Origin of the sequence: Pseudomonas sp. CM25 (genome assembly GCF_013179705.1) — a bacterium.
GTDB lineage: Bacteria > Pseudomonadota > Gammaproteobacteria > Pseudomonadales > Pseudomonadaceae > Aquipseudomonas.
Window position 1 is genome coordinate 1 of sequence record NZ_JABMCW010000124.1, and the last position, 14,880, is coordinate 14,880.

Sequence of the window (14,880 nt, forward strand, 5' to 3'; positions counted from 1 at the left end):
CGCCGGTGGCAGGTTGCGCCAGTGCAGGCGCACCAGCTTACCGCTGGCGAGGTCTTCGGCGACCGCTTCCTCGCTGGCCGTGCCAATGGCGTCGCTGGCTTGCACCACACTGCGCAGGATGGCCAGGTGTTCGGTCTGCAAGTGCGGGGCGAAGTCGCTGCGCCCGCTCAGGTTGGCCAGGCGCTTGCGAACCCCCGGGGCGAGCAGGGCGCTGGCCAGCGGGTAGCGAAAAAGGTCGTTGGTCGACAGGCTGTCCTTGCTCAGCAACGGGTGCCCCGGGCGGCAGAAGAACAGGCCCGGGCGGGGTGACAGCGGCTCGGTGTGGAAGTTGGGGTCGGCTTCGAAGAGGCGGATATCGTCGACGAAAAACTCGATCTGTTCACGGCGCAGGGCCTGGCCAAGGCGTTCGGCATTGTCCACCAGCAGCGCGGTGCGGATGCCCGGGTGGCGCTCGATGAAGTGGCGCAAAGCCTCGGGCACCAGGCGCACGGCCAGCGCCGGGCCGCTGCCGAAGTGCAGTTCGCCGGCATCGAGCTTGGTCATTTGCAGCACGTCGTTGCTCAGTTGCGCCGCGCCTTGTACCAGGCGACGGGCATGCTGCAGTACCACCAGGCCTTCGGGCGTGGGCGGCAGGGCTTTGCTGGCGCGGTCGACCAGCGGGCAGCCGAAGCTGTGTTCAAGGTTCTGGATGGCGCGGCTGAAGGCCGGTTGGGTGATGCCCATGGCCTCGGCGGCACGGACGAAACTGCGGTAGTCGGTGAGGGCGATGAAGTAGCGCAGCTGGCGGAGGTCCATGTCACGGCTCTGGGGCGGGGATCAGGGGCCTATTCAAGCGATTACTTTATATTCCGTCAAAGACGGTTTATTGATTTGGTTATATCCATTGGTTATTTATTGGGCGATTGGCCTTTCGCGGGCAAGCCCGCCAAAGGCCATCAGCTTCAAAGCAGATTCAGCGGGTAGCTCACAATCAGGCGGTTCTCATCGAACGCATTGGTGCTGAAGTCCCGGCGCATGGTGGAGTTGCGCCACTTCACCGACAGGTCCTTGAAGCTGCCCGACTGCACCACATAGGCCAGCTCGGTCTCCCGCGCCCATTCCTTGCCATCGTCCACAGCGCCGGCGGTAACGTTGTCACCCTTGATGTAGCGGTTCATCAAGGTCAGGCCCGGCACGCCGACGGTGGCAAAGTTGAAGTCATGGCGTACTTGCCAGGAACGCTCCTTGGCGTTGTCGAAGCTGGAGTTGTAGCTGTCGTTGGCCAGGGTGCCGCCGCTGGTGCCGTTGACCCGCATCCAGGCGTCGTCGCCGCTGACCTTCTGCAGGCCGACATAGAACGTGTGGCCCTGGTAGCGTGCCGAGAGCATCGCCGAGGCGGTGCGGTTGTCCAGCTTGCCGGCGCGTTCGGCGCCGTCTTCCTTGCCGATGAAGTAGCCCAGGTTGGCGCCCAGGGTCCAGTCACCCAGGGGCTGGCTGTGTACCAGGTTGAGGTACTGCTGGCGGTAGATGTCCTTGAGCTGGGCATTCCACAGGCCGACCATGGTGCGTTTGTCATTGAAGGTGTACTCGCCGCCCCCGAAGTTGAAGCGGTCGGAGGTGAACGCCGCCCGGCCGTTTAGCGACATGTCCTCCATGCTCGCGTCGTTGCGCGGGCTGTTGCCGCCGAACTGGCCGGCGTACAGGGTCAGGCCGGCGATTTCCTTCGAGGTCAGCTGGCCGCCGCGGAAGGTCTGCGGCAGCGAACGGCCATCGTCCGAGCGCAGGATCGGCAGTACCGGCATCCATTCGCCCACTTTCAGCTCGGTTTCCGAGAGCTTGGCTTTTAGCGCCACGCCCAGGCGGCCGAAGTCGTCGGCCGGCCGCCCATCGTCATGCACCGGCAGCAGGTGAGTGTTGGTGGTGCCTCTGCCGCCATCGAGCTTGACCGAATACAGGCCCAGAACGTCCACGCCGAAACCGACAGTACCCTGGGTGAAGCCGGAGCGGGCGTCGAGGATGAAGCTCTGGGTCCATTCCTCGGCCTTGCCTTGGGCGTTGGCCGGGTCGACGAAGTTGCGGTTGATGTAGAAGTTGCGCAGGTTGAGAGTGGCCTTGGCATCCTCCATGAAACCGCCTTCGGCGGCGCACAGCGGGAACGCGCAGGACATGGCCAACAGGCCGGGCAGCAGCTGGCGTGCGGGTTGCGAAATGCTCATCTGTCGTGGATCTCTTGTTTTTATGGGTGAGCCGGTGCGCTGCAGGATGCGGCCTGCAGGGGCGGGGCTTTATTGATGAACCTGGGCAACGTTGCGTGAGGGGATGGTGCGGGGTAGGGCGGGGGTGAGGCAATTCGCCGCAAACGGTAGAGGGCGATAATCGAACGGAATGTTCCAGGTGGTTAATAGTTTGTCTGTACTGGCCCTATCGCCGGCAAGCCAGCTCCCACAGGGCCCCCACATTCATCAGGTTCTACGTGGTCCTTGTGGGAGCTGGCTTGCCGGCGATAGGGCCAGTGCAGGTAACACAAAACAAAAAGCCCACCATCAAGGGTGGGCTTTCTGCTAAACCAAGGCCTATCAGCTCTTCGGTACTTCCACCGATGCCTGCTGGTTGGCCTGCCCGGTCTGCTCATACCAGCCACCGCCCAACGCCTTGTACAGGTTGACCTCGCTGGTCAGCTGCGAAAGGCGGTCGCCGATCAGGGCCTGCTGGGCGCTGAACAGGTTGCGCTGGGCATCGAGGAAAGTCAGGTTGCTGTCGATCCCGATGCGGTAGCGGCGTTCGGCCAGACGGTAGTAGTCCTGGTTGGCTTGCACCAGATCGCGCTGGGCCTGCAGCTGCTCTTCGAAGGTCTTGCGCGCCGCCAGGCCATCGGAGACTTCCTGGAAGGCGGTCTGGATGGTTTTTTCGTACTTGGCGACGTTGATGTCCTTCTGGATCTTCGAGTATTCCAGGCTGGCCTTCAGGCTGCCGGCGTTGAAGATCGGCAGGTTGATCTGCGGCTGGAACAGCCAGGTGCCTTGACCACCGCTGAACAGGTGACCCATGTCCGGGCTCAGGCTGCCGGCGTTGGCCGTCAGGCTGATGCTCGGGAAGAACGCTGCGCGGGCGGCGCCGATGTTGGCGTTGGCAGCCTTCAGCAGGTGCTCGGCTTCCTGGATGTCCGGGCGACGCTGGAGAATGTCCGACGGCAGGCCGGCCGGGACCTTGGCCAGCTGGTCGGCGTTGAGCTCCAGCGGCTTGGCCAGGTTGGCAGGAATGCCGGTACCCAGCAGCACGGTCAGGCTGTTGACGTCCTGGGCGACAAGGCGCTGGTACTGCGAGTACTTGACCCGGGCGCCTTCGACGGCGGTGCGTGCCTGGCTGAGGTCCAGCGCCGACGCTACGCCCACTTCGTTGCTGCGACGGGTCAGGTTGTAGCTTTCCTGGTAAGTCTTCAGCGTTTCTTCGGTCAGCTTGAACAGCGCCTGGTCGGCCTGCCAGGTGTAGTAGGCGTTGGCCACGCTGGCCACCAAGGCAATCTGCGTGGAGCGACGGGCCTGCTCACTGGACAGGTAGGTTTCCAGGGCTTGCTCGGACAGGCTGCGCACCCGGCCGAACAGGTCCAGCTCATAGGCGCTGACGCCCAAGGTGGCCGAGTACTGGCTGGTGATGCCCGATTCACCGGTTTGCGACATGTTCCCCGGCACGCGCTGGCGGCTGCCGCTGCCGGTGGCCGAAACCGCCGGGAACAAGTCGGCACGCTGGATACGGTACTGCGCGCGGTAGGCGTCGATGTTCAAGGCCGCGACGCGCAGGTCGCGGTTGTTCACCAGCGAGGTCTGGATCAGCTGCTGCAGTGCCGGGTCGTGGAAGAACTGCCGCCAGCCCTGTTCGGCAGCGGCGACGTCCGCCGACTGCGTCGGCGAGTACGCAGGGCCTTGCGGCCACTGCGCAGCCGCCGGCGATTCCGGGGTCTGGTAGTCAGGGATCAGCGAGCAGCCGCCGAGAATGAAAGCGGTTACCGCCAGGGACAACAAAGACTTGGTCATTGCCCAGCCTCATAACGTGGAGTTTCAGGGGTGGCGTCTTTTTCCGGCTTTTTGCTGCCGAACAGCGACGACACAGCGACGAAGAATAGCGGTACCCAGAAGATTGCCAACACCGTCGCACTGATCATGCCGCCGATCACGCCCGTACCGATGGCATGCTGGCTGCCGGCACCGGCGCCACTGGCGATAGTCAACGGTACCACGCCGAGGATGAACGCCAGCGAGGTCATGATGATCGGGCGCAGACGCATGCGGCACGCCTCGATGGTGGCGTCATACAGGCTGCGACCTTGCTCGTGCAGCTCCTTGGCGAACTCGACGATCAGAATGGCGTTTTTCGCCGCCAGGCCGATGGTGGTCAACAGGCCGACCAGGAAGTACACGTCGTTGGACAGCCCGCGCAGGCTGGTGGCGATCAGCGCACCGATGATACCCAACGGCACCACCAGCACGACCGCGATCGGGATCGACCAGCTTTCGTACAGCGCTGCCAGGCAGAGGAACACGAACAGGATCGACAGGGCGAACAGCGCCGGCATCTGCGAACCGGAGAGTTTTTCCTCGTAGGACATACCAGTCCAGGAGTAGCCGATGCCGGTTGGCAGTTCGCCGACGATGCGTTCTACCTCGGCCATGGCTTCACCCGTACTGTAGCCCGGAGCCGGAGCACCCAGCACTTCGACCGCCTCGACGCCGTTGTAGCGCGACAGCTTCGGCGAGCCGTAGGTCCACTCGCCCTTGGCGAACGAGGAGAACGGCACCATTTCGCCCTTGCCGTTGCGCACGTACCACTTCTGCAGGTCTTCCGGGCTCATCCGCGCATTCGGTTCGCCCTGGATGTACACCTTCTTGACCCGGCCACGGTCGATGAAGTCGTTGACGTAGCTGGCACCGAGCGCGATCGACAGGGTGTTGTTGATGTCGGCGATGGTCACGCCCAAGGCGCTGGCACGTTCGTCGTCGATGGTCAGCTGGTATTGCGGCTCATCGTTCAGGCCGTTGGGGCGCACCGCCATCAGGACCTTGCTCTGCGCGGCCTTGGCCAGGAACTGGTTGCGGGCTTCCATCAGCTTGGCATGGCCGACGCCGGCGCGGTCCTGCAGGAACACGTCAAAGCCGGTGGCGTTACCCAGTTCGAGTACTGCCGGCGGGGCGAAAGCGAACACCATGGCGTCGCGGAAGCCGAAGAAGTGTTGCTGGGCGCGGGTCGACAGGTTGAACACGCTGTTCTCGGCCGAACGCTCGCCCCACGGCTTGAGCATGATGAACGCCATGCCCGAGCTCTGGCCACGGCCGGCGAAGTTGAAGCCGTTGACGGTGAACACCGACGACACGGTATCGGCCTCGTCCTTCAACAGGTACTCACGCATCTGGTCGACCACCACCTGGGTGCGCTCGGCACTGGAACCGGCCGGGGTCTGGACCTGTGCGAACAGTACGCCCTGGTCTTCTTCCGGCAGGAACGCGGTAGGGATGCGGGCGAACAGCCAGATCATGCCTACAACGATCAGTGCATAGGCCAGCAGGAACGGCACCTTGTTGCGCAGGATGGTGCCCACGCTGCGCTCGTAGCCGGTAACGCTGCGGTCGAAGTTGCGGTTGAACCAGCCAAAGAACCCGCCTTTGGCCACATGGTGCTCGCCCTTTTTCAGCGGCGTCAGCATGGTGGCGCACAGCGCGGGGGTGAAGATAAGCGCAACCAGCACCGACAGGCCCATGGCCGAGACGATGGTGATGGAGAACTGCCGGTAGATCACACCGGTGGAACCGCCGAAGAACGCCATCGGCAGCAGTACCGCCGACAGCACCAGGGCGATACCCACCAGGGCGCCCTGGATCTGCTCCATCGAACGTTTGGTGGCCTCCTTGGGCGGCAGCCCTTCCTCGGACATCACCCGCTCGACGTTTTCCACCACGACGATGGCGTCATCCACCAGCAAGCCGATGGCCAATACCATGGCGAACATGGTCAGGGTGTTGATGCTGAAGCCCGCAGCGGCCAGGATGCCGAAGGTACCCAGCAACACCACCGGTACGGTCATGGTGGTGATGATGGTGGCGCGGAAGTTCTGCAGGAACAGGTACATCACCAGGAACACCAGCACCACCGCTTCGATCAGGGTGTGGATCACGCCGCTGATCGATTCGGTGACCACCGGGGTGGTGTCATACGGGAACACCGCCTTGACCCCTGGCGGGAAGAACGGCTCCAGGTCGCTGATGGTCTTGCGCAGTGCCTTGGCAGTGTCCAGGGCGTTGGCGCCGGTGGCCAGTTTTACCGCAAGGCCCGAAGCCGGCTTGCCGTTGAACTGGGCGCTGACCGCGTAGTTTTCACCACCCAGGCCCACCTCGGCGACATCGCCCAGGCGTACTTGCGAGCCATCGCTGTTGACCTTGAGCAGGATCTTTTCGAACTGCTCGGCGGTCTGCAGGCGGGTCTTGCCGATGATGGTCGCGTTCAGCTGGGTACCCGGCATGGCCGGCAGGCCGCCGAGCTGACCGGAGGACACCTGCACGTTCTGCGCGGCGACCGCGGTCTTGACGTCGACCGGGGTCAGCTGGAATTTGTTCAGCTTGGCCGGATCAAGCCAGATACGCATGGCGTACTGGGCACCAAACACCTGGAAGTCACCCACACCTGCGGTACGCGAGATCGGGTCCTGCATGTTGGAGACGATGTAGTTGGCCAGGTCGTCCTTGGTCATGCTGCCGTCTTCGGACACCAGGCCGATCACCAGCAGGAAGTTCTTCACAGCCTTGGTGACGCGGATACCTTGCTGCTGCACTTCTTGCGGCAGCAGCGGGGTGGCCAGGTTGAGCTTGTTCTGCACCTGCACCTGCGCGGTGTCGGCGTTGGTACCTTGTTCGAACGTGGCGGTAATGGTCATGCTGCCATCGGAGTTACTTTCCGACGACACATAGCGCAGGTTGTCGATACCGTTGAGCTGCTGCTCGATCACCTGCACCACGGTGTCCTGCACGGTTTGCGCCGAGGCGCCCGGGTAGGTCACGGCGATGGCGATCGCCGGCGGCGCGATGCTGGGGTACTGGTTGATCGGCAGCTTCAGGATCGACAAGGCCCCGACCAGCATGATCACCAAGGCGATCACCCAGGCGAAGATCGGGCGATCGATAAAGAACTTCGACATGGTTTACTCCGCTTTGGCGTCTGCTTTCGCCGTGTTGGCCTGGTCGGGGCTGGCCGGCTTCTGGACGTTGGTGGCTTCGCTGACCTTGACCTCGACGCCAGGGCGCACGTACTGCAGGCCTTCGGTGATCAGGCGATCGCCCGGGTTCAGGCCTTCCTCGATCAGCCAGTCGCTGCCCAGGGTACGGTTGGCCTTGAGCTGGCGCAGTTCGACCTTGTTTTCCTGGTTGACCACCAGCGCGGTCGGCGCGCCTTTCAGGTCGCGGGTCACGCCCTGTTGCGGGGCCAGGATGGCGTTGGCGTTGACCCCGGCCTTGAGCCGCGCATGCACGAACATGCCAGGCAGCAGGGTGTGGTCGGGGTTGGGGAAGATGGCGCGCAGGGTGACCGAACCGGTGGTCTCGTCGACCGCCACTTCGGAGAATTCCAGGCGGCCTTGCTGCTTGAACAGGCTGCCGTCTTCCAGCACCAGTTGCACCGAGGCGGCGTTGTCGCCGGCCTTCTGCAGCTGGCCGCTTTCGAGGTCACGGCGCAGCTTGAGCAGCTCGGCGGTGGACTGGGTGACGTCGACGTACATCGGGTCGAGCTGCTGGATGGTGGCCATGGCGTTGGTCTGGCCGTTGTTCACCAGTGCACCCTCGGTGAACGAAGAACGGCCGATACGGCCGCTGATCGGTGCCAGCACCTTGGTATAGCGCAGGTCGATCTGGGCGCTCTTGAGCGAAGCCTCGGCCTGCAATCGTTTGGCATTGGCGTCGTCGTATTCCTGCTTGGACACCGCCTGCTCGTCGATCAGCTGCTTGTAGCGCTCGGCCAGGGAGCGGGTGGCCTGCAGGTTGGCCTGGGCATTGCCCAGCGTGGCTTCGTACACGGCAGGGTCGATCTGGTACAGCTGCTGACCTTCCTTGACGTCGCTGCCTTCCTTGAACAGGCGCTTGAGGATGATGCCGTTGACCTGCGGGCGCACTTCGGCGACGCGGTAGGCACTGGTACGCCCCGGCAGTTCCGAGGTCAGGGTGAAGGCTTGCGGCTGGATGGTCACGACGCCGACCTGAGGAGCCTGCGCCGCTGGCGCTGCTTCTTCTTTCTTGCAGCCACTGAGCAGGGTTGCCAGGGCGACGGCGGAAACCAGAGCGGTAACGGCTGGCTTGAATTGCATGAGGATCCTCGGATCGCTAGAGCAGGGAGACGCTCAAGAGTAATGGAAGAGTCTGATCTGGAAAAATTGCTATCCGGTGGATAAATAGCTTGCTAAGGAATATACTTACATTCATGGTTGTTTGTAAATACCGCTGGGTGGTACTCGGGTACTGCCACAGCCCTGATTAGCTTATCCGTGAGGCCCCCTGCAGAGGTGCCCGCGAAGCGTTCTCCCGTGCGCGCCGCGCGTTCGGGCCAGATGAGGTTGTACTGCCATGGTCCGTCGAACCAAAGAGGAAGCCCAGGAAACCCGCGCCCAGATCATCGAGGCGGCGGAAAGGGCTTTCTACAAGCGCGGGGTTGCGCGCACCACCCTGGCCGACATCGCCGAACTGGCGGGTGTGACCCGGGGCGCGATCTACTGGCACTTCAACAACAAGGCCGAGCTGGTGCAGGCATTGCTCGACAGCCTGCACGAGACCCATGACCACCTGGCGCGGGCGAGCGAAAGCGAGGACGAAGTCGACCCGCTTGGCTGCATGCGCAAATTGCTGCTGCAGGTGTTCAACGAGCTGGTGCTCGATGCCCGGACCCGGCGTATCAATGAAATCCTGCATCACAAGTGCGAGTTCACCGATGACATGTGTGAAATTCGCCAGCAACGGCAAGGTGCGGTGCTGGATTGCCATAAGGGCGTTGCCCTGGCGTTGGCCAATGCCGTGCGCCGGGGGCAGCTGCCGGGCGAGCTGGATGTCGAGCGCTCGGCGGTGGCCATCTTCGCGTATGTGGATGGCCTGATCGGGCGCTGGCTGCTGCTGCCTGACAGTTTCGATCTGTTGGGTGATGTCGAAAAATGGGTCGACACCGGGCTGGATATGCTGCGCTTGAGCCCGGCTCTGCGCAAATGACACTTTGTTAAGGATTGTGAGGGAGTGTTTCCCCCACGTATTAACGGAGGATTAAATGCGCGACGCGGGCGCCCCTAATGGCCGCGTAACTGCCGGTCTGGCAAGGCAATCGCTGCAACCAGCCCCAGTACAGCCACGGCAGCACTGGCCATCAGCAGCTGCCGGAACGTCTCCAGCAGCCGCCCCTGCGTTGCCAGGTCCACCTCGCCAGCCTTCAAGCTGCCAAGCAATGGGTTGCCCAGCAGTTCGAAGCCGCCCTGGTGCAGCAGCGTCAGCAGCAGGCTGGACATGCACGCCACACCCATGGCACCACCGAGCGAGCGGAACAGGTTGGTGGTGCTGGTGGCGACGCCAATATCCCTGCTGTCCACCGCACTTTGCGTACCCACCAGCGAGGTCGGGAACTGCAGCCCGCAGGCAATCCCGGTCAGTAACATGAACAGTGCGCTGAGCAGCGCCGACTGCGGCGGTGTCAGCGCCATGGCGAAGATGGCCAGCGGCATCAGCAGCGCCCCGGCAAGGATCTGCGGCTTGTAGCGCCCGGTTCGGCTGGTCATGCGCCCGCCGGTGAAGGCGCCCATGGGCAGCCCCATGGCCAGCGGCAGCAAATGCAGGGCGGCGCTGTCGGCGCCGGCGCCGGTGATGCCCTGGTAGCGCAAGGGCATCAGCATGGTCAGGGAAATCGACTGGAAACTGGCGAAAAAGATCACCCCCCAGCACAGCACTGCCACCCGGTTGCCGAACAGACCGAGCGGCAGCAGTGGCTCTGGGCAGCGGCGTTCATGGACGGTGAACAGCGCCAGGCCGAGCACGGCGCAAGCGAACAGCGCCAGTACGGCCGGATTGGCCCAGCTATGGCCCTGGCCGACCAGGGTGATGCCCAACAGCAAACTGCCCAGGCCAAGGATCAGCAGCACGGCGCCCACGTAGTCCACCCGGGCCTGGCGACGCTGCACCGGCAGGCCGCCCAGGGCCCGGCGGATTGCCCACAAGGCCACCAGCCCCAGCGGCAGGTTGATCCAGAACACCCAGCGCCACGACAGGTACTCGGTGAGCCAGCCGCCCAGCACCGGCCCGGCGACGCTGGCCACTGCATACATGCTGCTGAAGTAACCCTGGTAGCGGCCGCGTTCGCGCGGCGGCACGAAGTCGCCGATGATTGCCTGGCTCACCGAAACCATACCGCCTGCGCCAATGCCCTGCAGCACCCGGGCCAGCACCAGTTGCGGCATGTCCTGGGCCAGGGCGCAGGCAATCGAGGCCACCGTGAACAGGCTGATGCCGGTGAGGATCATCCGCCGACGACCGTACAGGTCACCGAGCTTGCCGTAGATCGGCACGGCTACGGTCATCGCCACCATGTAGCCGGAGATGACCCAGGCCAGCAGACCGACATCGTTGAACTGGGCCGAGATCGCCGGCAGCGAGACGGCGACGATGGTCTGGTCGAGCGCGCCGAGGAAGATCGCCAGCATCAGGGCGGTGAGCACGTTGCGCAGGGAGGTGGGCGGCAGGGCGGCGGTCACGGGTTTACCTTGTCTGTGTTTGGCTGCTTCTTCACGGGCTTGCCGGCGAAGAACCCACGAATTGTAACCTGAGTTAGGTAGCTTCCTATGTACTATCTGCATCCCCTATGCAAGATCGGCATTGGCGCATTCATCCAGTGCTGCATGGCCGCGTGATATCGTTGGTATGCCACAGCGGCTGAAATCCGGGGCCTGCACCAGCTTGGTGCAACAATATGCCGCAGGTTTTCCGCCCGTTGTCTCCCACACCTTTTATTCCTCTGCCTGCATGTCGAGCATGACCGCCCGGAACGCGTCGGTTGGAACAGGCCAGGTAGACCCGATTACAGGGGTCGGTAGTTACCGTTCAAATTTCAACTTACATTGCGGAGTGATCATGCCCAAGGCTTCCCATCAAGATCTGCGTTTTGCCTTCCGCGAGCTGCTCGCTTCAGGTTCCTGTTTCCACACCGCATCGGTATTCGACCCGATGTCGGCACGCATTGCCGCAGACCTGGGCTTCGAGGTCGGCATCCTTGGCGGTTCCGTCGCGTCGTTGCAGGTGCTGGCCGCGCCGGACTTCGCCCTGATCACCCTCAGCGAGTTCGTCGAACAGGCCACTCGTATCGGCCGGGTAGCGCAGCTGCCGGTGCTGGCTGACGCCGACCATGGCTATGGCAACGCGCTGAACGTGATGCGCACGGTCACCGAACTGGAGCGCGCCGGTGTGGCTGCGCTGACCATCGAGGACACCCTGCTGCCTGCCCAGTTCGGCCGCAAGTCGACCGACCTGATCCCGGTCGAGGAAGGCGTGGGCAAGATCCGTGCGGCGCTGGAGGCGCGGGTCGATTCCTCGCTGTCGATCATTGCCCGCACCAACGCTGGCGTGCTCAGCACCGAAGAAATCATCGTGCGCACCCAGAGCTACCAGAAGGCCGGCGCCGATGGCATCTGTATGGTGGGTGTGAAGGACTTCGAGCAGCTGGAAAAGATCGCCGAGCACCTCACCGTGCCGCTGATGCTGGTCACCTATGCGAACCCGAACCTGCGCGACGACGAACGCCTGGCACGCCTTGGCGTGCGCATCGTGGTAGATGGCCATGCCGCCTACTTTGCCGCGATCAAGGCCACGTATGACTGCCTGCGGCTGCAGCGCGGCCAGCAGAACAAATCGGAAAGCCTGAGCGCTACCGAGCTCTCGCACACCTACACCCAGCCTGAGGACTACATCCGCTGGGCCAAGGAATACATGAGCGTCGAAGAGTGAGCGGCCGGGGGGCCGTCAACTCAACGGACGGCGCTCAAGGTTGCGCTGTGAGGCACGCAATGTGCCTGCTCGCAACTGGCGGCGGCGCTGGGCTGGCTGCGCAGCAGCTCGGCGCGCCAGCAGGCTGAGCCGTAGAGCCCTGCGACTGCAGTCAGGGCCATGACAAGGGCGACTCTTCTTGATTTGATGCCCATGGTGCTCACCTCCTGGTACAGCGATAGGTGATACCAAGAAGCATAGTCTATACGTTGACATGCACCGGCCTCATCGCCGGCAAGCCAGCTCCCACAGGTACGCCATCGCAGCCAAAGCCAGCGCTATACCTGTGGGAGCTGGCTTGCCGGCGATGAGGCCACTATGTCCATTACAAATCGCGGTCCCACTCCGGCTCGTCCTGAAACCGCTGTACCAGAAAGTCCAGCATGCTGCGCAAGGTGGCCGGCATGTGCTTGCGCGAGGTGTACACGGCATTGAGACTCAGCTCGCGCGGCTTGGCTTGTGGCAGCAGGCGCACCAGCACACCTCTGCGCAGGGCCTCGGCGGCCTGGTAGGTGGGCAGCAGGGCGATGCCGGCGCCGGCCAGCGCGGCTTTCTGCAGGGTCATCGCCTCGTTGGCACTGATGTTCCCCGCCACCGGCACCGCGACCTGCTGGCCGGCCACCTCGAATTGCCAGAGGCTGTGCCCGAAGTAGGCATGGGTCAGGCAGTTGTGTCGGCTCAATTCCTCGACCCGTTGCGGCGTGCCATGCTCGTGCAGGTAGGCCGGTGCCGCGCAGACCACCGAACGGCACACGGTCAGGCGCCGGGCGATCAGGTTGGGGTCCAGGTCGTTGCTGGTGCGGATTGCCAGGTCGATGCGCTCATCCACCAGGTTGACGGTGCGGTCGAGCATCTGCAGTTCCACCTTCACCCCAGGGTAGCGGCGCACATAGGCAGCCACTGCATCCGCCAGCTGTGCCTGGCCGAAGGAGGTACTGACGCTGATACGCAGTGCGCCTTTCGGCGCGTCATCTGGCTGCTGCACCGCCGCCTGCAGGTCACCGGCCAGTTCCAGCAATTGCCGGCAGCGCGGCAAGGTTTCCTGCCCGGCAGCGGTGAGGCTGAGCTTGCGGGTGGTGCGCTGCATCAGCCGGGCGCCCACCCACGCCTCCAGCTCGGCCAGGTAACGCGACACGACGGGGCGAGAAAGCTGCAGCTGATCAGCCGCCGCCGACTGGCTGCCCAGGTCGACGACGGTGACGAAAACGCGCATGGCGTTGAGACGGTCCATGATTTGCCCGGTTTCAGAAATAAACTATGTTGCAGCATCGCATTTTTTGTCACGGATCTGGCAACTAAGCTGTAGGGCATTGCTCATCTGAAGGCGTTGCCCATGTCTCTGTTCACCCCTTTGCGTGGCCTGCTGCTGGCCTGTGTAACCCTGGCCGGCCCGGTGCTGGCCGCCGAACCCTTGCAGCTGGAGGTCTACAACCCCGGGCACGCGGCGATTTTCCCGGTCAGCTCGGTGATCGTCAGCGGCCAGCACGACGCCGTGCTGGTCGATGCCCAGTTCGGCAAGGCCCAGGCGGAGCAGCTGGTACAGCGCCTGCGGGCCAGTGGCAAATACCTGGCCAGCATCTACATCAGCCATGGCGACCCGGACCACTACTTTGGCCTCCACACCCTGACCCAGGCCTTCCCCGATGCCAAGGTGCTGGCCTCGGCGGCCACCGTTGCGCACATTCGCCAGACAATGGATGCCAAGCTGGCGTACTGGGGGCCGCAGATGGGTGCGGACAAACCGGTAAGGCTGGTGGTGCCGCAGGTGCTCGAGGGCCACAGCCTGACCCTGGAAGGGCAGGCCCTCGAGGTGGTCGGCCTGGATGGCCCGCAGCCGGATCGCAGCTTTGTGTGGATCCCGTCGATCAAGGCGGTGGTGGGTGGCGTGGTGGTGTCCGAGCATATTCATGTATGGATGGCCGACACGCAAACGGCCAGGTCGCACGCCGACTGGCTTGGCACCCTGGCGCACATCGAAGCGTTGGCGCCGCGCACGGTCATCCCGGGCCACTACCTGGGCGATAGCAGCCGCTCGCTGAAGGCCGTGCGCTTTACTGCCGACTACATCCGTGCTTTCGATGCCGAAACCGCCAAGGCGAAAGATGCTGGCGCGTTGATCAAGGCGATGAAGCAGCGTTACCCGGGCCTGGCCGATGAAAGCTCGCTGGAGCTGGGGGCCAAGGTCGCCAAGGGCGAAATGAAGTGGTAATTCCGTTCAACTGATGGAGAGTATCCCATGAGCAAGATTGCAATCATCGGTGCCACTGGCCGCGCTGGCAGCCAGTTGCTGGAAGAGGTCCTGCGCCGTGGTCACAGCGTGCTGGCCATTGCCCGCGACCCTTCGAAGCTGCAGGGGCGTGACGGGGTGACCGTCATGGCACTGGATGCCAAGGACAGCGCGGCCCTTCAAGCGGCAGTGGCGGGTGTGGACGCGGTGCTGAGCGCGGCGCATTTCTCCACCATGGAGCCGCAGGCCATCATCGAACCGGTCAAGCGCGCCGGGGTCAAGCGCCTGCTGGTGGTGGGCGGTGCCGGCAGCCTGTTGCTGCCGTCGGGGCTTCGGGTAATCGACAGCCCGGACTTCCCGGAGGCGTACAAGGCCGAGGCCACTGCCGGGGTGCGTTTTCTGGAGGCGTTGCAGCGCGAGCCGAACCTGGACTGGACGTTCCTCTCACCGTCGGCGGAGTTCGTTGAAGGGGCGCGCAGCGGGCACTACACGTTGGGCAAGGACCATCTGCTGATCGGTGCGGATGGCAAGAGCTGGATCACCTTTGCCGACTATGCGATTGCCATGCTGGATGAGCTGGAGAAGCCGCAGCATTCACGTCAGCGGTTCACAGTCGGCTATTGAGTTGCCTTCTTC

General features: G+C 63.7%; 11 protein-coding genes. 4 read left to right on the forward strand and 7 right to left on the reverse strand.

Annotated elements, in window-relative coordinates:
• The 5 genes from HP546_RS14775 to ttgA all read right to left on the reverse strand — a co-directional run.
• Positions 1–795, reverse strand: a 795-nt coding sequence (locus tag HP546_RS14775; protein ID WP_172226620.1) for a LysR family transcriptional regulator, incomplete at its 3' end; no start/stop codon positions are given.
• Positions 796–941: 146 nt separating this feature from the next.
• On the reverse strand, positions 942–2,195 hold the full coding sequence (locus tag HP546_RS14780) for an OprD family porin (protein WP_172226623.1): 1,254 nt from the start codon (positions 2,193–2,195) through the stop codon (positions 942–944).
• Between the two features lie 360 nt (positions 2,196–2,555).
• Complete coding sequence (locus HP546_RS14785) at positions 2,556–4,010, reverse strand: AdeC/AdeK/OprM family multidrug efflux complex outer membrane factor (RefSeq protein ID WP_172226626.1); 1,455 nt, start codon at positions 4,008–4,010, stop codon at positions 2,556–2,558.
• Positions 4,007–7,159: a multidrug efflux RND transporter permease subunit TtgB gene (gene ttgB / locus HP546_RS14790; RefSeq protein WP_172226629.1), complete on the reverse strand. Its 3,153-nt coding sequence runs from the start codon at positions 7,157–7,159 to the stop codon at positions 4,007–4,009. The genes HP546_RS14785 and ttgB overlap by 4 nt, the downstream gene beginning before the upstream one ends.
• Before the next feature lie 3 nt (positions 7,160–7,162).
• Complete coding sequence (gene ttgA, locus HP546_RS14795) at positions 7,163–8,317, reverse strand: toluene efflux RND transporter periplasmic adaptor subunit TtgA (RefSeq protein WP_172226632.1); 1,155 nt, start codon at positions 8,315–8,317, stop codon at positions 7,163–7,165.
• A 256-nt stretch (positions 8,318–8,573) separates the two neighbouring features.
• Here ttgA and ttgR point away from each other — a divergent pair, with 256 nt between their 5' ends.
• A complete protein-coding gene (gene ttgR, locus HP546_RS14800) occupies positions 8,574–9,206 on the forward strand; it encodes an efflux transport transcriptional regulator TtgR (RefSeq protein WP_172226635.1) in 633 nt (210 codons plus the stop codon).
• Positions 9,207–9,280: 74 nt separating this feature from the next.
• Here the strand turns inward: ttgR and HP546_RS14805 are convergent, their stop codons facing one another.
• Positions 9,281–10,732 carry an MDR family MFS transporter gene (locus tag HP546_RS14805; protein ID WP_172226638.1) on the reverse strand — a complete coding sequence of 484 codons (1,452 nt, stop codon included), beginning with the start codon at positions 10,730–10,732 and terminating at the stop codon, positions 9,281–9,283.
• A gap of 376 nt (positions 10,733–11,108) precedes the next feature.
• Here HP546_RS14805 and HP546_RS14810 point away from each other — a divergent pair, with 376 nt between their 5' ends.
• Positions 11,109–11,978 carry an oxaloacetate decarboxylase gene (locus tag HP546_RS14810; protein WP_172226641.1) on the forward strand — a complete coding sequence of 290 codons (870 nt, stop codon included), beginning with the start codon at positions 11,109–11,111 and terminating at the stop codon, positions 11,976–11,978.
• 364 nt (positions 11,979–12,342) lie between these two features.
• Here the strand turns inward: HP546_RS14810 and HP546_RS14815 are convergent, their stop codons facing one another.
• On the reverse strand, positions 12,343–13,248 hold the full coding sequence (locus HP546_RS14815) for a LysR family transcriptional regulator (RefSeq protein ID WP_172226644.1): 906 nt from the start codon (positions 13,246–13,248) through the stop codon (positions 12,343–12,345).
• Between the two features lie 102 nt (positions 13,249–13,350).
• Between HP546_RS14815 and HP546_RS14820 the strand changes: the two genes are divergently transcribed.
• Together HP546_RS14820 and HP546_RS14825 are read left to right on the forward strand one after the other, a co-directional pair.
• On the forward strand, positions 13,351–14,226 hold the full coding sequence (locus HP546_RS14820; RefSeq protein ID WP_172226647.1) for an MBL fold metallo-hydrolase: 876 nt from the start codon (positions 13,351–13,353) through the stop codon (positions 14,224–14,226).
• 27 nt (positions 14,227–14,253) lie between these two features.
• On the forward strand, positions 14,254–14,868 hold the full coding sequence (locus tag HP546_RS14825; protein ID WP_172226650.1) for an NAD(P)-dependent oxidoreductase: 615 nt from the start codon (positions 14,254–14,256) through the stop codon (positions 14,866–14,868).
• Positions 14,869–14,880: the final 12 nt, after the last annotated feature.